Source organism: Thermopolyspora flexuosa, from assembly GCF_006716785.1.
Lineage (GTDB): Bacteria > Actinomycetota > Actinomycetes > Streptosporangiales > Streptosporangiaceae > Thermopolyspora > Thermopolyspora flexuosa.
Genome location: NZ_VFPQ01000001.1, coordinates 3406382 through 3423103 on the forward strand (window position 1 = coordinate 3406382; position 16722 = coordinate 3423103).

The 16722-nt window shown below is 73.8% G+C and carries 15 protein-coding genes; 7 read left to right on the forward strand and 8 right to left on the reverse strand.

The genetic code is table 11. The annotated features are described in order from the left end of the window. The first annotated feature begins 86 nt into the window (after nt 1-86). Nucleotides 87-974: a 3-methyl-2-oxobutanoate hydroxymethyltransferase gene (gene panB / locus FHX40_RS14405; protein ID WP_142260101.1), complete on the forward strand. Its 888-nt coding sequence runs from the start codon at nt 87-89 to the stop codon at nt 972-974. Nucleotides 975-1038: 64 nt separating this feature from the next. Here the strand turns inward: panB and npdG are convergent, their stop codons facing one another. After that, nucleotides 1039-1704: an NADPH-dependent F420 reductase gene (npdG, locus tag FHX40_RS14410; RefSeq protein WP_142260102.1), complete on the reverse strand. Its 666-nt coding sequence runs from the start codon at nt 1702-1704 to the stop codon at nt 1039-1041. A 100-nt stretch (nt 1705-1804) separates the two neighbouring features. Between npdG and FHX40_RS14415 the strand changes: the two genes are divergently transcribed. Next, nucleotides 1805-2380 carry a hypothetical protein gene (locus tag FHX40_RS14415; RefSeq protein ID WP_142260103.1) on the forward strand — a complete coding sequence of 192 codons (576 nt, stop codon included), beginning with the start codon at nt 1805-1807 and terminating at the stop codon, nt 2378-2380. Nucleotides 2381-2397: 17 nt separating this feature from the next. Here FHX40_RS14415 and FHX40_RS14420 read toward each other — a convergent pair whose 3' ends face one another. Next, the gene (locus FHX40_RS14420; RefSeq protein WP_373286858.1) at nt 2398-2631 is read right to left on the reverse strand and encodes a hypothetical protein; all 234 of its coding nucleotides are present in this window, start codon (nt 2629-2631) and stop codon (nt 2398-2400) included. 73 nt (nt 2632-2704) lie between these two features. Here FHX40_RS14420 and map point away from each other — a divergent pair, with 73 nt between their 5' ends. Then, complete coding sequence (gene map, locus FHX40_RS14425; RefSeq protein ID WP_142260104.1) at nt 2705-3553, forward strand: type I methionyl aminopeptidase; 849 nt, start codon at nt 2705-2707, stop codon at nt 3551-3553. Nucleotides 3554-3594: 41 nt separating this feature from the next. Here the strand turns inward: map and FHX40_RS14430 are convergent, their stop codons facing one another. The 5 genes from FHX40_RS14430 to FHX40_RS14450 all read right to left on the reverse strand — a co-directional run bounded on the left by FHX40_RS14430 (nt 3595) and on the right by FHX40_RS14450 (nt 10140). Beyond that, nucleotides 3595-4023: a sensor histidine kinase gene (locus FHX40_RS14430; RefSeq protein ID WP_142260105.1), complete on the reverse strand. Its 429-nt coding sequence runs from the start codon at nt 4021-4023 to the stop codon at nt 3595-3597. A 340-nt stretch (nt 4024-4363) separates the two neighbouring features. Continuing rightward, complete coding sequence (locus tag FHX40_RS14435; protein ID WP_142260106.1) at nt 4364-6406, reverse strand: bifunctional copper resistance protein CopD/cytochrome c oxidase assembly protein; 2043 nt, start codon at nt 6404-6406, stop codon at nt 4364-4366. A 49-nt stretch (nt 6407-6455) separates the two neighbouring features. After that, entirely contained in the window at nt 6456-7163 is a 708-nt protein-coding gene (locus FHX40_RS14440; protein WP_142260107.1) for a copper resistance CopC family protein, read from the reverse strand. Nucleotides 7164-7319: 156 nt separating this feature from the next. Continuing rightward, complete coding sequence (locus FHX40_RS14445; protein ID WP_306465685.1) at nt 7320-8618, reverse strand: helix-turn-helix domain-containing protein; 1299 nt, start codon at nt 8616-8618, stop codon at nt 7320-7322. Nucleotides 8619-9459: 841 nt separating this feature from the next. After that, nucleotides 9460-10140 carry a SecDF P1 head subdomain-containing protein gene (locus tag FHX40_RS14450; RefSeq protein ID WP_142260109.1) on the reverse strand — a complete coding sequence of 227 codons (681 nt, stop codon included), beginning with the start codon at nt 10138-10140 and terminating at the stop codon, nt 9460-9462. A 446-nt stretch (nt 10141-10586) separates the two neighbouring features. On the opposite strand from FHX40_RS14450, the gene ald reads away from it, so the two are divergent. Then, nucleotides 10587-11702 (forward strand): alanine dehydrogenase, encoded by a 1116-nt coding sequence (gene ald, locus FHX40_RS14455; protein WP_142260110.1) that lies wholly within the window; start codon nt 10587-10589, stop codon nt 11700-11702. Between the two features lie 12 nt (nt 11703-11714). Here the strand turns inward: ald and FHX40_RS14460 are convergent, their stop codons facing one another. Next, a complete protein-coding gene (locus tag FHX40_RS14460; protein ID WP_142260111.1) occupies nt 11715-12443 on the reverse strand; it encodes a thioredoxin-like domain-containing protein in 729 nt (242 codons plus the stop codon). 161 nt (nt 12444-12604) lie between these two features. Between FHX40_RS14460 and FHX40_RS14465 the strand changes: the two genes are divergently transcribed. From FHX40_RS14465 to FHX40_RS14475, 3 genes are all read left to right on the forward strand, one after another. After that, nucleotides 12605-13285: a DUF305 domain-containing protein gene (locus tag FHX40_RS14465; protein ID WP_142260112.1), complete on the forward strand. Its 681-nt coding sequence runs from the start codon at nt 12605-12607 to the stop codon at nt 13283-13285. Nucleotides 13286-13448: 163 nt separating this feature from the next. Beyond that, nucleotides 13449-14990 carry a zinc ribbon domain-containing protein gene (locus tag FHX40_RS14470; RefSeq protein ID WP_142260113.1) on the forward strand — a complete coding sequence of 514 codons (1542 nt, stop codon included), beginning with the start codon at nt 13449-13451 and terminating at the stop codon, nt 14988-14990. Further along, complete coding sequence (locus FHX40_RS14475) at nt 14987-16708, forward strand: serine/threonine-protein kinase (RefSeq protein ID WP_229788325.1); 1722 nt, start codon at nt 14987-14989, stop codon at nt 16706-16708. The genes FHX40_RS14470 and FHX40_RS14475 overlap by 4 nt, the downstream gene beginning before the upstream one ends. Nucleotides 16709-16722 lie beyond the last annotated feature (14 nt).

The following is a 16722-nucleotide window of genomic DNA, read 5'->3' on the forward strand; positions in this document are numbered from 1 at the left end:
GGGTGTTGAAACCGATGACGGCCATGACATCATCGGAGACGTCCGGGGACGCCATGGGGGCGCCTCGAGGCTTGGAGGTAGGCACGATGTCCTCTGTCACGCCCTCTTCTCCCGCTTCTTCCCTTTTCTCCCCTGAAGCCGCATCTGACCGGTCGACCGCGCTGTACGGCGGCAAGGCGGTGCGCCGGGTGACCGTGCGCGACATCGCGGCGGCGAAGGAGCGCGGTGAGAAGTGGCCGATGGTCACCGCGTACGACGCGATGACCGCGCGGATCTTCGACGAGGCGGGCATCCCGGTGCTGCTCGTCGGCGACTCCGCCGCCATGGTGGTGTACGGCTACGACAGCACGATCCCGGTGACGGTCGACGACCTCGTCCCGCTCACCGCGGCGGTGGTACGCGGCTCCCGCCGGGCCATGGTCGTGGCCGACCTGCCGTTCGGCTCCTACCAGGCGTCGCCGCAGCAGGCGCTGGAGTCGGCGGCGCGGTTCATGAAGGAGGCGGGCGCGCACGCCGTGAAGCTGGAGGGCGGCCGCCGCGTGCTGCCCCAGATCGAGACGCTCGTCGCGTCCGGCGTCCCGGTCATGGGCCACCTCGGCCTCACCCCGCAGTCGGTGAACGTGTTCGGCGGCTACCGGGTGCAGGGCCGCGGCGAGTCCGGCGAGCGGCTCATGGCGGACGCCAAGGCCTTGGAGCACGCGGGCGCGTTCGCGGTCGTGCTCGAGTGCGTGCCCGCCGATCTCGCCGAGCGGGTCACCGCCGCGCTGTCGATCCCCACGATCGGCATCGGCGCCGGCCCCGCGTGCGACGCCCAGGTGCTGGTCTGGCAGGACCTGATGGGCCTCAACGCCCGCCCGCCGAAGTTCGTCAAGAAGTACTTCGACCTCGCGGGCGAGATGAGCCGGGCGATCCGCGCCTACGCCGACGACGTGGTCAACGGCGTCTTCCCGTCGTCCGAGCACACCTACGCCTGATCACCCACGATGTGGCCGGGGCCGCCGCGGCGGTACGGCCGGCGCGCGGCGGCCCGGTGCCCGGTCAGACGTCGGTGATGCGCAGCCCGGCGTGCGCCTTATAGCGCCGGTTGATGGAGATGAGGTTGGCGGTGAACGCCTCGATCTGGCCGGCGTTGCGCAGGCGGCCGCCGTACAGGCCGCGCACGCCCGGGATGCGCGCGGCGAGCGCCTGAACGGTGTCGGTGGCGGCGCGGTCGTCGCCGAGCACGAGCACGTCGAGCTCGATGCGCTCCACCTTCGGGTCGAGCAGCAGCACCGCGGACACGTGGTGGAACGCCGCCACCACCTTGCTGTCCGGCAGCACGGCCTGGGCCTGCTGGGCGGCGCTGCCCTCCGCCACCGGCAGCGGGTAGGCGCCCTTGGCGTCGAAGCCGAGCGGGTTCACGCAGTCGACCACGATCTTGCCCGCGAGCGGTTCGCGCAGCGCCTCCAGCGTGGCCTTGTGCCCCTCCCACGGCACGGCGACGATGACGACGTCCGCCTCGGCGGCGACCACCGCGTTCTCCGCCCCGCGCACCTCCACGTCGAGCTCGCGCGCCGCCGCCTCGGCCCGCTCCGCGCTGCGTGAGCCGATCAGGACGGTGTGCCCGGCGAGGGCGAACCGGCGGGCCAGCCCTTTGCCCTGGTCGCCGGTGCCCCCCACGATCCCGATCGACAGCGCGCTCACATCAGGCAGATCAGTACTCATGCGTCGATCCTGCCAGGTGGCCGGGCGGAACCGGACGCCGGGTCGGCTGCGTGCCGCGATTCCCCGGATCCGGAGCGTGCCGGTGCGGCAGGATTAAGGCATGGACGCGGCCTCGGTGACCTTCCTGCGTGAGGTGCTCTCCTCGGCCTGGGTGGAGGGCACGCGGCGGCTCGGACGGGCGTTACGGTCCACCCGCTCCCCCGGCGGCCTGCTCGTGGTGGGCACCCCGGGCGAGGACCCCTGGCACCTCGCCGCGCACCTCGACGACGAGGCGCGGCTGTCCGGCCTCGACCAGCTCCGGCCCACGCTGGTGCGCTGGGCCCCGCCGCCGGGCGCGCCGCCCCACCTGTCGATCGGGCTGGAGCGCATCGCGGCGGCGCGGCGCGGCGAGACCCTGCTCGTGGTCGCCGAGGAGCAGGCGCCCGCACCGCTGCTGGAGCGCGTCGACGACGCCCGCCGTACCGGGACCACGATCGTCGCGCTCGACGGCGGCGACCCGGAGCTGGAGGGCCTGGCGCACGAGGCGCTCGCCGTGCCGCCGACCGCGCCGCTCAGCTTCGACGCCGCCCAGCACCTGGTGAGCCTCGCCGCCGGGGAGGAGCCGCGGCGGCGCGGCCTGCGCGAGCGCCTCGCCCGCCTCGCCGACCTGGTGACCGGGCCGCGGGTGCCCGACTGATCCCGGCCGGCCGAGCCTCAGTCGTCCTCGGTGTCCTCGTCCCACTCCCGGTCGGCCTTGCGCCAGGCCTCGTTGCGCTCGTCGGCGGTCTGCAGCGCGGCGGCCGCCGCCTCCCGGCTCGGATACGGGCCCATCCGGTGCTTGTTGGGGCAGCCCTCGTCGGGCTCCACCCGCATGTGCTTGAGGCAGTACCACCACCGCTCGCCCATGTCGGCCGTCACACCGTGGCCCTGGTTCGCTTCCGGATACACCTGACCTCCTTCGGGGGCGCCGGCGTCCTCGCTGCGATCCTGCCCCCTCGTGACCACAACTAGACTTACCGGCATGAGGTCGCCACTCCGGCCGGGGAGGATCTCCCCCCAGCGCAAGGTTCCCCCGCACATCGAGCGCCCAGAGTATGTCGGCAGGAAGGAGCCGCGCCGGGGCACCACCGACGTGCAGACGCCCGAGACCATCGAGCGCATGCGGATCGCGGGGAAGATCGCGGCGCAGGCGCTGCAGGAGGTCGGCAGGCACGTCCGGCCGGGGATCACCACCGACGAGCTCGACCGCATCGGGCACGAGTTCCTGTGCGACCACGGCGCCTACCCCTCGACGCTCGGCTACCGGGGCTTCCCCAAGTCGCTGTGCACCTCGATCAACGAGGTGATCTGCCACGGCATCCCGGACGACACCGTGCTCGAGGAAGGCGACATCGTCAACGTCGACATCACCGCCTACATCGGCGGGGTGCACGGTGACACGAACGCGACCTTCCTCGTCGGGGAGGTGGACGAGGAGTCGCGGCTGCTCGTCGAGCGCACCCGGGAGGCGATGATGCGGGCGATCCGCGCCGTCGCGCCGGGGCGCCAGCTCAACGTGATCGGCCGCGTGATCGAGGCGTACGCCAAGCGGTTCGGGTACGGCGTGGTGCGCGACTTCACCGGCCACGGCATCGGCGAGTCCTTCCACTCCGGGCTGATCGTGCCGCACTACGACGACCCGACGCTCACCCGGACCCTCGTCCCCGGCATGACGTTCACGATCGAGCCCATGCTCACGCTCGGCACGATCGACTTCGAGCTCTGGCCGGACGGGTGGACCGCGGTGACCAAGGACCGCAAGCGCACCGCGCAGTTCGAGCACACGATCGTGGTCACCGAGACCGGCTACGAGATCCTCACGCTGCCCTGAGCGGGGCGGTGACCGGAACGGTCCCGGTCCGTGCGCGGGGCTCAGGCCTCGGCGTAGCGGGTGAGCATCTCCGCGGGCACGAAGCCGCTCACGGTCGTGCCCGCGCCGGGCACCGGGTTGACGGCGAGCCGTCCGCCGATCTCGGCGAGGTACGCGTGCATCGCGACGATGCCGCGTCCCGTCGTGCCCGGCTCGAAGCCCCGGCCGCCGTCGCTCACGGTGAGCCGGAGCCCGGTCCGGCCGACGGTGAGGGCGATCGACACCACCCGCGCCCCGCTGTGCCGCGCCACGTTGTCGAGCGCCTCGCGCACGGTCGCGTAGACGTTGTCCGCCACCTTCGGCGGCACCTTCTGTTCCGGGAGGGCCCACACCTCGACCGTGATTCCGGTGCGTTCGGACCACTCCGTCAGGTGATCGCGCAGCAACTGCGAGAGCCCCTCGTTCTCCCGCATGCGACGCTGTTCGGCCACGTGCCTCCCCCAACCGTGTGAGCGCATCTCGGCGGCGACGATCCACCTCCTCACCTTTTGGACTGATTTGTGTGCGACGGTATCGCTCCACGGCCGGTTACGAAACCGTCACTCGCCCGGTGTGGGCACAGGCCCGTGGGCCCGGCGTACCCGCAGGGTGTATCCAGACGCTACCCAAAGGCGGGTCGCGCCACGCCGGTGACGGGCCAGGTGACCGGCGTGTCCGTCGCGGTCACCGGTCATGTCAGGGGCACGCGCGGGGAGGCAGGACCGTCCGGCGGCCGGGCCGTACCGGGACGGAACGGACGGTCCGGTCAGGAGGAGGCGGGCCGGTACGGGGTCAGTCGGCGTTGCCCGCGGCCTGGTTGAGCCGGCGCAGGTACTCGTTGTAGGCGTCGAGCTCGGCGTCGCCCGTCCCGCCCGTCCTGGCGGCCCGCGCGTCGGCCCGGCGCTCGGCCTGCCGCGCCCGGCGCTCGTCGTTCCGGTACCACTGGAAGGCGAGCGCGACCACCACGATGAGCGTGGGGATCTCCCCGAACGCCCAGGCGATGGCGCCGCCGTCCGACTGGTCGGCGAGGATGGACGGCCCCCAGGTACGGCCGAGCTGGTCGTACCACTCCGGCGCGAGCGGCTCGGACATGCTCATCAGCGCCACGCCGAAGAACGCGTGGAACGGCATGGTGACGAACAGCAGCAGCAGCCGGTAGACGTGCGACAGCCCGTGCGGCGACGGGTCCACGCCGATGATCACCCAGAAGAACAGGCAGCCCGCGGCGAGGAAGTGCACGGTCATCGCGAGGTGGCCGATGTGCTCCTGCATGAGCGCGCCGAAGATCGGGGTGAAGTACAGCGCGTAGGTGGAGCCGACGAAGACCACGGTCGCGTACGCCGGGTGGCCGATCACCCGGATCACCCGGCTGTGCAGGATCGTGGTGAGCCACTCGCGCGGCCCGCGGTCGCCCCGGCGGCGCGCCGGCTTGAGCGCGCGCAGCGCGAGCGTGACCGGTGCGCCCAGCACCAGGAAGATCGGCACGAGCATGGACAGCACCATGTGCTCGACCATGTGCATGCTGAACAGCACCGGCGAGTACCGGGCGAGGCCGCTCTGGGTGGCGAACACGAGGATGACCACGCCGGTGTACCACGCCAGGGTGCGGCCCACCGGCCACCGGTCGCCGCGGCGGTGCAGCCGCAGCACGGCCGCGCCGTACAGGCCCGCGAGCACCGCGGCGAGCACGGCGAACAGCAAGTTGAACCACCACAGGGTGAGCACGTTGCCGAGCGTGAGCGGCGGCGGCACCGGGTAGCCCAGCAGCTCGAAGGCCCGGTCGGTGGGGAGGTTCACCGGCGGCGGCGCGGTGCGCGACAGCGCCACGGCCACGCCCATCGTGCCCGCCATCAGCAGCACCTCGCCGGTGGCGAGGGCGATGAACGCGTTCCGCCGCCCGGCGGCGAGCTCGGGCAGGGTGCGGCGGCGGTGCCACCAGCCGAGGACGCCCAGCCCGCAGAACGCGACCACCTTCACCACGATGAGCAGGCCGTAGGTTGAGGTGAACAGGTCGGTCACCGAGGCGAGCCGGGCCATGGAGGCGAAGGCGCCGGACAGCCCCACGCCGATGAGGCACCACAGCGCCATCGCCGAGAACCGCCGCGCGGCCTCGTCGAGGTGCTTCCCGCCGCGCAGCGCGTGCACGCCGAGCACCGCGAGCCCGCCGATCCAGATCGCGAGCGTGATGATGTGGAACGCGGCCGAGGTGATGGCGAGCCCGTGGTTGGGGGAGCTCGCCGAGTGCCCGGTGAGCGGCGGCGGCAGCAGCGTGATCAGCGAGAGCACCAGCAGCCACGCCGCGGCGCCCGCGGTGATCGCGCCCCGGGCGAAGAACGCGATCGCGACCGCGAACAGCACCACGAGCACGAGCGCCACGCCCTGCTCGGTCTGCGCGGCGTAGCTGGACAGCTCGTTGCCCGCGAGCAGCTCGCCCACCGGCATGCCGAGCACGTCGGAGGCGCCGAACACGAGCGTGGCGCCCGCGGCGCCGGACCAGATCAGGGCCGACCAGGCGGCGGCCTTGACGTAGCCGAGCGCCGCGGGGCGCAGCACCCCCTTGTCGCTGGGGAGGAGCACGGTCGCGGTGAGCAGCAGGCCCACGGTGAGCACGCCGGCGGCGTTCATGGTGAGCTTCGACACCGGCAGCATCCAGCGGGTGAACATGCCCTGGTCGGGCAGCCCCGGGATGATGCGCGGGTTCGCCGCGCCGCCGAACACCATCGCCATCACGAGCGCGCCCGCGGCGACGCACGCCGCGGCGATGATCAGCCGTACGGCGCCGCTCCGCCCCTGGGCGGCCGCCGCCCGCTCGTCCTGCCCGCTCGCCGTCTTCATCGTCCTGTCGCCACCGTCTCCGGGTACTCAGCGCGGTACGGCACGGCCGTTACCGGTCCTCCGCGGCCTTCGTGGTCTGCTCGCCGCCCGCCTTCTTCGGGCGCAGGCTGATGGCCAGGCCGATGCCGATGCCGGCGAGGCCGAAGACGACCATCCACACCCAGGCGGGCACGCCGCCGGACCGCTCCTCGGTGGACGCCGGCGCGGCGTTCCCCGCCGCCTCGTCCGCGGCGTCGCCGGAGCCGCCCGAAGTGCCGCCCGCGGGCGTCTCGCCGGCCCCGGCGGACGGCTCGGCGGACGCCGTGGGCTCCGGGGTCGCGGCGCCGTCGCCGCCCTCCTCCTCGGCGGTCGGGCTCTCGGTGGGCTCGGGCGCGACGAGCGTGAACGGGATCTCGCCGTCGACCGGGTGCCCGTCCGGCGAGACCACGCGGTAGGCGATCGTGTAGGAGCCCGGGGGCAGGTCGTCGGCGACGTCCTGGGTGACCAGCGCGCCGTCGACCTTCGGCTTGCCGGTGTGGTACGTCTCCCCGTCCGGGCCGCGGAGGATCACCGTGGGCAGCCGCACCGGCTGGGTGAACTCCAGCTCCACCCGCTCCAGGCTCTCGACCTTGGCGTTCTTCTCCGGGTCGCTGCGCTTGAGCGCGGTGTGGGCGAGAGCCGGGGCGGCCGACGCGATACCGAGCGCGGTGCCGAGCACCACGCCGAGGACCGCGGCCAGCAGGCGGGAGAACCTGGCCGCGAGGAAAGAGGTCTTCATAACGTCACAAGGCTACCCAGGCGGGCGACCGGTCCCCACCCCAACCGGGGAACCCCGCCGGAGGGTACGGCCGGCCGTACGGCACGGCCGATCCGCGCCACGACACGACGGCGGGGCGGGACCGGTGGGTCGGCCCCGCCCCGCGCGGGTCACGTCCTACAGCCCGGCGCCGGCGAGGGCGCGCTGGTAGGCGGTGGTGCTCGCCTCCACGTCGTCGAGGCGCTCGAGCGCGGCGGCGGCCACCACCCAGCTCCGGGTGTTCGACCGGGAGACCGGGGCCTTGTCGAGCCACTCGGCGGCGGCGGCCAGCTCGGCGGCGGCGTCCTCCTCCCGGCCCAGGCCCATGTAGGCGTGGCCGAGCATGAGGCGGGCCTCGGCGCGCATGCCGCGGGCGCTCTCGGTCAGCGCCTCCAGGGCGGCCTTGGCGTACTCGGCGGCCTTCTCGTTGTTGCCGAGGGCGAGCTCCGCCCGGGCGAGCTCGACGTCGCACAGGGCGCGGTCGTTGCGGCTCGCCGACGACTCGGTCAGCTCCCGCTTGACCCGCAGCAGCAGGTCGCGGGCGGTCTCCGCCTGCTCGGGGCGGACCCGCAGCAGCAGCCCGGCGTACGCGCCGCGCACGCGGGCGAGGTTGCGCGGGTCCCCGTTCTCGGAGTGGATGGCGAGGGCGCGCTCGGCGAGCGCGAGCGCCTCGTCGCCGCGCCGGGTCTGCTCGGCGAGTATTGCCGCGTTCCAACACGCGGCAACGATCGCCCGCGGCGTGCCGAGCCGGTCCGCGGCGGTGAGCAGCTCCCCGGAGAACTGCCGGGCGCGCAGCAGGTCGCCGCGCTCGATGTACGCCATGAGGAGCGTGGCGCCCAGCTCGACGAGCCCGTCGTTCCAGGCGACCTCGTCCGGTCGGCCGAGCGTCCGCTCCCCGATCCGCACCGCGGCGGACAGGTCGCCGAGGTCCCGGTAGCAGCGGCACAGGGCCAGGGAGATCGCGACCCGGCGCTCCTCGGTGAGCTCCTCCTCGGTGGACTCCAGCAGCCGCTCGTGGATCTCGATCGCCTCGGCGACGTCGCCGCACGCCTCGAGGGCGAGGGCGTAGCCGTACTCGGTGTCGAGGCGAAGCCGGGCGAGTCCGGCGAGCTTGGGGTCGGCCCGCAGCTCCGCGAAGCGGGTGCGCGCCTCCTCGACCTCACCGTTCTCCAGCGCGAGCTTGGCGTACCGCAGCCTGAGCTCGAGCTCCTCCATCTCCTCGGCGGTCACGCCGTTGAGCAGATAGGTGAGCGAGCACTGCAGCTTGGCGGCGAGCAGCTCGAGGACGGCCGGGGTCGGCGTGCGCTTCCCGCTCTCGATCAGGGATACGTAGCTGTCCGACAGTTCCGGATGCGCGAGCTGCGCCTGCGACATACCGCGCTGACGGCGAATCGCCTTGATTCGCTGGCCCACGAGATCTTGACTGCCCACCGGCACCCCTAAAATGCTCCAAGCCGTAACACACGATGGAGGTCAACATGCGTCGACGCCTCGCCTTGATCGGCGCGCTCGTAGTGGCAGCGTTGTCGATCCCCACCGCAGGAGCTAATGCTACGACTAACACAGCCAACGACGCGACGCTTTCCCGGTCGCCGATCGTCGCCCTCGGATACATCTGGGCCTGCTGCTGATCGGCGGCAACGCCCGTCCGGGGCGCCACGGCAGGCCGAAACAATGCGCCATTGACGCGCGGTTTCGGCGGGCGCTCCCCGCGGCGCGGCGAATTCGATATCCGACCGTGTTCACATCTATATCCGGAAGGGCGGCTCGGGCGACCGGAAGCCCGGCGGATAACGGGCCGGAGGGTTCGTCCGGAGAGCCCGACCGGCGCGCCGTTCCCGTCGGATAAACGGTCGCGCGGAACCGGGCGGCGCCGGAATGCCGGGCCCGCCGGGAACGAGCGGGCGACGCCGCGGAAACGCGCCTTCCGCCGCCCGCCGGGCCCGCCGGGTCGCGACCCGGCCGCCGCGGACCGCCGCCGCGCCGCACGGCGCGCACACTCCCGGGGCCGCACTCGCACCGGTCCTCGCCGGGGCGGGCGCGGCCTCCCCTTTGCCCGGCCACCGCCCGCGGGGAACGCGTCCGCCGGGGCACGACGGACGACCGCGGGTGCCCTGCCGGTGCGCTCCCCCGATTCCAGGGACGGCGTAGGCCCGCGCCGTGTTGCACGCACGGCGGAACTTTCGTTACCGAAGTTCGTTCCGGCGCACGCGACGCCGATGTGCGCGGGAATCGCCGCCGGGGCCTGCCGTACGGCCCGGCGAACCGCACGGCCGGGTCACGGGGTGGGTCCGCCGGCGCCGGGCCGCCCGCCGCCCGCGGGCCCGGGGGAACCGAGGCCGGTGGACCCGTCGGTGGGCATGGTCGTCGGCCCGGTGCTCGGCGCCGCCGGGTCGGACGGCGTGCCGGGCTGCGTGGCCGGCGCGGTGCCGGGAACGGTGGTGTCCGGCACGGCGGGGGACGTGCCCGACGGGGTGCCGAGGAGGCGGGCGACCAGGGCCTCGGCGCTCTCCTTGGTGAGGCCCGCGATGCTCAGGCTGTCCCGGGTGATCGCCTGGCTGACCCGGGGCGCGGTGACCACCTTGTCGCCCACCACGAGGGCGAGCTGCCGCTCCACCGTCTCCCGGGTGAGGTCCTCGATCAGGTCCCGGCTCTCCGGCGCGAGCACGATCCGGACCGCGTAGGCGCCGTTGCGCTCCTGCAGCGTCTCGATCTTCTGCACCGTGGTCACGGTGACCCCGGCCTCCACCTGGTAGCAGGTGGTGCCCGCCTCGTCGAGCACCGCCTCCGCGCCGGGGCAGGGGGCCTGCTTGACCGCCCTGACCGGGGCGAAGTGCATCGGCGTCGCCAGGCGGCGCACCTGGACGGTGGCGAGCGGCGGCGCGTGCGGGTTGCGGGTCATCAGCACCGCGACGGTGGCCGCCACGCCGGTCAGCACCACTACGAGGACGAGCGACACGGCGAGGATGATCGTGGCCGCGCGGGGAGCCCGCGGCGCCCCCGCACCGGGCCCGCCCGGCGCCGCGGCCGGTGGCGCGGAAGCCGGTGGCGCCGGGGTCGCGGGCGCGCCCGGGGCCGGCGGCGTCGCCGGGGCCGGTCCCGGCACGAACGGGCCCCCGGTCTGCGGGCCGTGCTCCTGCGGACCCGCCGCGGGGGCGCCGGATGGCCGCGCGCCCGGTGCCGGACTGTCGTGCATGCACTCCCTCTATCCGCCCGCCGGCCGCCCGCCGGATCACGGACGGCCTGCCGCATCCGGGGCAGAGCCTAGCGAGACGGGCGAAAACCGGGTAACCGGGCGGGCTCCGCCGCCGGGCGCGGCGGCCATGTGGGCCGCGCCGCCGGGACGAAGACGAACATTTCACGCCGATTGTGCGCCCCTGCCGTACCGGTGGGAAGCAGGGCGGTATGAAGGTGGCGGTCCCTCGCGAGGTGATGAGTCAGGAGTACCGCGTCGCCCTCACCCCGGCGGGCGCGTACGAGCTCACCCGGCACGGGCACCGGGTGCTGGTGGAGAGCGGCGCGGGCGCGGGCTCGGCGATCACGGACGCGGACTTCGCCGCCGCGGGGGCGACGATCGTCGGCTCGGCGGACGACGTGTGGGCCGAGGGCGAGCTCGTGCTCAAGGTCAAGGAGCCGGTGCCCGCCGAGTACCCGCGCCTGCGCGCCGGACAGGTGCTCTTCACCTACCTGCACCTCGCCGCCTCGGCGGAGCTCACCCGCGCCCTGCTCGGCTCCGGGGTCACCGGCGTGGCGTACGAGACGGTGCAGACCGACGACGGCCGGCTGCCGCTGCTCGCCCCCATGTCGGAGGTGGCCGGGCGGCTCGCCCCGCAGGCCGGGGCGCACCACCTGGGGCGTCAGGCCGGCGGGCGCGGGGTGCTCATGGGCGGCGTGCCGGGCGTGTACCCGGCGAAGACGGTGGTGCTCGGCGCCGGGGTGGCGGGCCGCAACGCCGCCGCGATCGCCCTCGGCATGGGGGCCGAGGTGCTGCTGCTCGACAAGGACGCCGACCGGCTGCGCCAGGTCGACGCGGTGTACCGCGGGCGCTGCCGTACCGTGGCGTCGAACGCGTACGAGATCGAGCGGGCGGTGCGCGACGCCGACCTGGTGATCGGCGCGGTGCTGGTGCCGGGGGCGCGGGCGCCCACGCTGGTCGACGACGACCTGGTGGCGCGGATGAAGCCCGGCTCGGTGCTCGTGGACGTGTCGATCGACCAGGGCGGGTGCTTCGCGAGCTCCCGCCCCACCACCCACGGCGACCCGACGTTCCGGGTGCACGGGTCGATCTTCTACTGCGTGACGAACATGCCCGGCGTGGTGCCGCACACCTCGACGTACGCGCTCACCAACGTGACCCTGCCGTACGCGCTCGCCATCGCGGAACGCGGCCTGCAGGGGGCGATGCGGGCCGATCCGGCCCTCGCCCGCGGGCTCAACGTGCACCGGGGCGTGCTCACCAACGCCGCGGTCGCCGAGGCGCACGGCCTGGCCGCGGTGCCCGTGGCGCAGGCCCTCGCCTGACCGGCCGGGCCGTCACTCCTCGCCGCTCTCCGACGGGGACGCCGACGGCGTGGCGCTCGCCTCGGGGCTCGGCGACGCGTTCTGCTCCGCCTCGGCGTGCGGGTCGCCGGTGGGCGTGGGCAGCGGCGCCTCGTCGGCGGTCGCGTCGGTGCCGCCCTGGCAGGCCGCGCCGAGCTCGGGCGTGTAGGTGGCGTTCTGCTTGTACTTGGCGATGTACCGCGGCAGCCGCGGGTCGTCGGCGCCGGTGAGGTGGAGCTGGTTGTTCCAGGAGCTCACCACGACCGGGGCGGGCAGGCCGGGGTACGGGCTGAGCAGGATGTAGTCGCCGGTGACGTGCTTCTTGAGCTTCTCCACCTCGGAGGCGGGCAGGTCCGGCCGGTAGGTGATCCAGACCGCGCCGTGCTCCAGCGAGTGCACCGCCGTCTCGTTGTTGATCGGCTTGTCGTACACGCCGCAGTTCTGCCAGACCGGGTTGTGCGGCCCGCCGACCGGCGGCGTTTCCTTATAAGTGATTTTGGTCGTCTGGTGGATCGCGCCCTCGTAGTTGTAGGTGCGGACGGCGTCGAGCGAGGCGACCGACCGCTCCCTGATCAGGTAGAAGGCGACCATCCCGATCAGCAGGACGATGACGAATCCTCCGGCACCCCACATGAGGAACGCGGCGCGACGCTCCCGGCGCCGCTGCTCGGCACGCATCCTGGCCAGGTGCTCGCGCCGGGCTCGCGACCTGTCGTTCGCCATCAACCCTCCACCGAGTGCCCGCGGCCGTGCCGCGGCCGGACATTACATAGTTGAAGTGAGGATAATGTGTCGCCAACGTGAGGGAGTTCGTGGACCGGGAAGATGAGGCGGCCGCCGGAGAAAGCACCCGGAACGGCTCGTCCCCGGGTAGCCTGGCGGCGATGATCCGGCAAAAGCGCACCCTGTTCTTCGCCGCCGGGACGGTGTTCCTGGTGGCGGGTCTGGTGCTGTTCCTCGTGCTGCGCGGGCCGGGCACGCCGGGCGACGCCTCGGCGGACGCCGGGTTCGCCCGCGACATGGCCGTGCACCACGCGCAGGCCGTGGAGATGTCGTTCATCGTCCGGGACGCGAGCACCGACCCGAAGATCCGCACGCTCGCCTACGACATCATCGTCACCCAGTCGGCGCAGCGCGGCATGTTCATGGGCTGGCTGCAGCAGTGGGGCCTCGACCAGGCCACCACCCGCCCCCCGATGGCGTGGATGGCCGGTCACGGCTCCCACGGCGGCGGCGGCCGGCAGCCCGCCTCCCCGCCCCCGGGCTCGGGCCCCGACGTGTCCTCGGTCATGCCGGGCATGGCGAGCGCGGAGGAGATGGAGCGGCTCAAGGCGGCGAAGGGCAGGGACGCCGAGATCCTCTTCCTGCAGCTGATGATCCGCCACCACGAGGGCGGCGTGGACATGGCCCGCGGCGCGCTGCGGCTCGCGGAACGGCCCGAGGTGCGCACCATGGCCCGGCACATCGTCTCCTCGCAGAACTCCGAGATCGACCTCATGACCGAGCTGCTCAAGGAGCGCGGCGCCGAGCGGCTTCCCTCGATCCTCCAGGAGCAGGGCTCCTGAGCGGCCGGGCGGCCCACCGCGCCGCCCGCCGTACCGGCTCCCGCCGGTGACCGGTCACCTTTCGGTGACAGGTTGCAAAGGCATGTCGGTACGGAATGACGTCTTGTCCGGTACCTCCCCCGCTGCGACTCTGAAAGGGAGTACGTCAGTGAGGAGACGCCGGATGCCACGCCTGCACTCCCTCATCGCGGGACTCGTCGTCCTCGGCGCGTTCGTGCCGCCTCCCCTGCACGAGCATCCGAGCGGCTCGACCGACCGGGTGACCCCGGCTGCGGTGCGCGTCGAGGCGGTGGCGCGGGTCTCGATCACGCTGTACGACGACCGTGGCGTCATCCGCCGGGTGCGCCGGGAGTACGAGGTCCCGATCGGCGAGGGCAGCGGCTTCACCGTGACGCCGGACGGCGCCGTGGTCACCGCCACCGGCGTGGTGAAGAGCGACCGCGACCCGCGCGTCTACGCCGCGAACCGGGTGTTCGCCGAGTACTACAAGGTGAAGGTCCCGGCGGACCACTCCCGGCACCGGATCCGGAACGCCGACCTCAACCTGCGGCTGCAGCGCTGCTACCCGCCGGTCGCCGAGGACTCGCTGTGCGAGGCCGAGGTCACCACCGAGGTGAAGGTGTTCCCGCACGAGACCTCGCCCGCCAAGGGCCTGCCCGCGCGGATCCTGCACACCGGCTCGACGCCGGCGGCCGCGGCCGTGCTCAAGGTGACCGAGGGCGCCGAGGACGAGACGCTGCCCACCGTGCCGCTCGCCACCTCCCTCGGCAACGTGGAGTCGGTGGACTTCATGACGCTGCCCGAGCGTCCCTCGCTCGACAAGCCGCCGGTGCTCACCGCGGTCCACTTCGACCCGCCGGGCAGCGGCACCTTCCGCAAGAACGAGGCGAAGACGATCGACAAGGTGCTCGGCCGGGACGGTGACGGCGCCGCGGTGATCGACGACGGGACCAGCGAGGTGATCGGCCTCGTCACCGGCGGGGGCGGCGACCCGGTGATCTTCACCCCGGTGGAGGACATCCGCGCCGCGCTCGTCGCGGCCGACGTCACGCCGCGCCGCGGCCGGGTGGACGTGGTGTACGAGACCGCGCTGGCGTCGTACCACAACAAGAACTACACGAACGCGATCCCCGTGCTGCAGCAGGTGCTGCGGCTGCGCAACACCCACGCGGTCGCCGCCGCCTACCTGCAGACCTCGCAGCAGAAGGCGGGGACCGCCGAGGACAGCGGGGCCGCGGGCGCCCAGCCGGAGACGACCCCGGAGCGGTCCGGATCGTTCTCGCCGTGGCTGCTCGCCGCCGGCGGGGTCGTGGTGGCCGGGCTGCTCGTCGCCGTGCTCGTGCCGATGGCCCTGCGCCGCCGCCGCGGGCGCGCCGCGGACGAGACGGGCGAGCCGGTGTTCGCCGAGGCCGCGTTCGGGGAGGCCCAGGCCGGCGGATCCGGGCTCGGCGGGGCGGGGCCGAACCCCGCCTCGTGGCCGCCGCAGGCGGCGCTGGAGTACGCCCGGCCCGCCGAGGCGCAGCTGCCGCTCGGCATCACGCCCGTGCCGGCGCCGGTCGCGGGCGGCGCCGTACCCGACCCGCAGGCCGCCGACGCGCCGCCGCCCGGCGGCACCACGATGCGCTTCTGCACCCGGTGCGGCATGCGCCTCGGCCACGCGCACCGGTTCTGCGGCTTCTGCGGCCACCCGGTGGAGTCGCCGTGAGCGAGGTGGGACGGGCCCGGACGCCCTCGCTGGTGGGCACGATGCTCGGCGACTACCACGTCGAGTCCGTGATCGGCGACGGCGGCATGGCGACCGTGTACCGGGCGCACGACCGGCGGCTCAACCGCACGGTGGCGCTGAAGGTGCTCGCCCCGCAGCTGTCCCACGACCCGCGGTTCCGTGACCGGTTCATCCGCGAGTCGCGGCTGGTGGCGAGCATCGACCACCCGCACATCATCCCGATCTACGAGGCGGGCGAGAGCGGCGAGCTGCTGTTCATCGCCATGCGCTACGTGGAGGGCAGCGACCTGCGCCGGCTGCTGCAGAGCAGCGGGCCGCTGCCGGTCCCCCGGGCGCTGCGGCTGTTCCACCAGATCGCCTCGGCGCTGGACGCGGCCCACCTCGCCGGGCTGGTGCACCGCGACGTCAAGCCCGCGAACATCCTGGTGGCGCAGGGCCACCCGGACGACCCGCACGGCGACCACGTCTACCTCACCGACTTCGGGCTCACCAAGAGCACCTACGCCGAGGCGGGGCTGACCAGCCAGGGCCAGTTCATGGGCACGCCCCGGTACGTCGCGCCGGAGCAGATCCGCGGGCTGCCGGTGGACGGGCGCGGCGACCTGTACGCGTTCGCGTGCGTCGCCTTCGAGACGCTCGCCGGCATCCCGCCGTTCCAGCGGGACACCGAGCTGGCGCTGCTGTACGCGCACGTCTCGCAGGAGCCGCCCCCGCTCACGCCGTACCGGCCGGAGCTGCCGCCCGCGGTGAACGAGGTGATGGCGCGGGCGCTGGCCAAGTCGCCGGACGCGCGGTACGCCACCTGCCTGCAGTTCGTCACCGCGCTGCAGGAGGCGATCGCGGCCGGTACGCCGCCCGTGCGGCCGATCGCCGAGGTGCCGATGCAGCCCGGCCCGGTGAGCGGGCCGACGCTCGCCCAGCTCGGCGCCGTCGCGCCCACCGGCCCGGTGGTGGGCGCGAGCACCTGGCCGCCCGGCGGCTCGGGGCCCCACTCGGTCGTCGGCCCGGGCGGGGGGAGCGTGCCGCCGGAGGCCGCCTGGACCCAGCCGACCGGGGAGTACCGCGCCCGGCGTCGCGGCCGCGCCCGCGGGCCGCTGATCGGCGCGATCGCCGCGCTCGTCTCGCTCGCGGTGGTGGCGTTCCTGTGGCTCAGCCCCGGCGGCCCCTCGGTGACGTGGCGGACGTTCCCCGGCAACCCGGCCGCGCCGTTCACCTTCGAGCACCCGGCCGCCTGGCAGACCCGGGTGCACGGCGACGAGTACGTGGTGCTCTCGCCCGCCGCGGCCGAGTTCGAGGCCCTGTTCTCGGTGCCGGTCGCCTCGGACTGGACGGCGGTGAACGGCATCCTGAACGGCGAGGAGCCCGAGCGGGCCTCGGGCCTGGTGGCGCAGGTGAGCAACACGCTCGACGTCTCCGACATCCCGCACATCAAGGACAGCCTGGCGGCGTCGCTGCCGGGCACGGTGGGCTTCGGCTCCGAGCCGTCCGCGACCACCGTGGGCGGCCGCCCGGGCTTCCGGGTGACCGGCACGATCAACGACCCGCAGGGGAACGGCCGCCTCGACTTCGTCGCCTACCTGGTACGGCGGGCCGACGGGCGGCGCACGGCGCTGCTCACCTTCTTCTGCGCGCCGGGCCGGTGCGACGACGGGGTGATCGAGCGCGTGGCCGGCAGCGTCACCTTCCCGAGCCCGTGACGAGCCCGTGCCGG

What these genes read in the sequence shown, in the direction of transcription:
- panB (WP_142260101.1), top strand. Translation starts at nt 87, where the DNA reads ATGTCCTCTGTCACGCCCTCTTCTCCCGCTTCTTCCCTTTTCTCCCCT.
- npdG (WP_142260102.1), bottom strand. Translation starts at nt 1,704, where the DNA reads ATGAGTACTGATCTGCCTGATGTGAGCGCGCTGTCGATCGGGATCGTG.
- FHX40_RS14415 (WP_142260103.1), top strand. Translation starts at nt 1,805, where the DNA reads ATGGACGCGGCCTCGGTGACCTTCCTGCGTGAGGTGCTCTCCTCGGCC.
- map (WP_142260104.1), top strand. Translation starts at nt 2,705, where the DNA reads ATGAGGTCGCCACTCCGGCCGGGGAGGATCTCCCCCCAGCGCAAGGTT.
- FHX40_RS14435 (WP_142260106.1), bottom strand. Translation starts at nt 6,406, where the DNA reads ATGAAGACGGCGAGCGGGCAGGACGAGCGGGCGGCGGCCGCCCAGGGG.
- FHX40_RS14440 (WP_142260107.1), bottom strand. Translation starts at nt 7,163, where the DNA reads ATGAAGACCTCTTTCCTCGCGGCCAGGTTCTCCCGCCTGCTGGCCGCG.
- ald (WP_142260110.1), top strand. Translation starts at nt 10,587, where the DNA reads ATGAAGGTGGCGGTCCCTCGCGAGGTGATGAGTCAGGAGTACCGCGTC.
- FHX40_RS14460 (WP_142260111.1), bottom strand. Translation starts at nt 12,443, where the DNA reads ATGGCGAACGACAGGTCGCGAGCCCGGCGCGAGCACCTGGCCAGGATG.
- FHX40_RS14465 (WP_142260112.1), top strand. Translation starts at nt 12,605, where the DNA reads ATGATCCGGCAAAAGCGCACCCTGTTCTTCGCCGCCGGGACGGTGTTC.
- FHX40_RS14470 (WP_142260113.1), top strand. Translation starts at nt 13,449, where the DNA reads ATGCCACGCCTGCACTCCCTCATCGCGGGACTCGTCGTCCTCGGCGCG.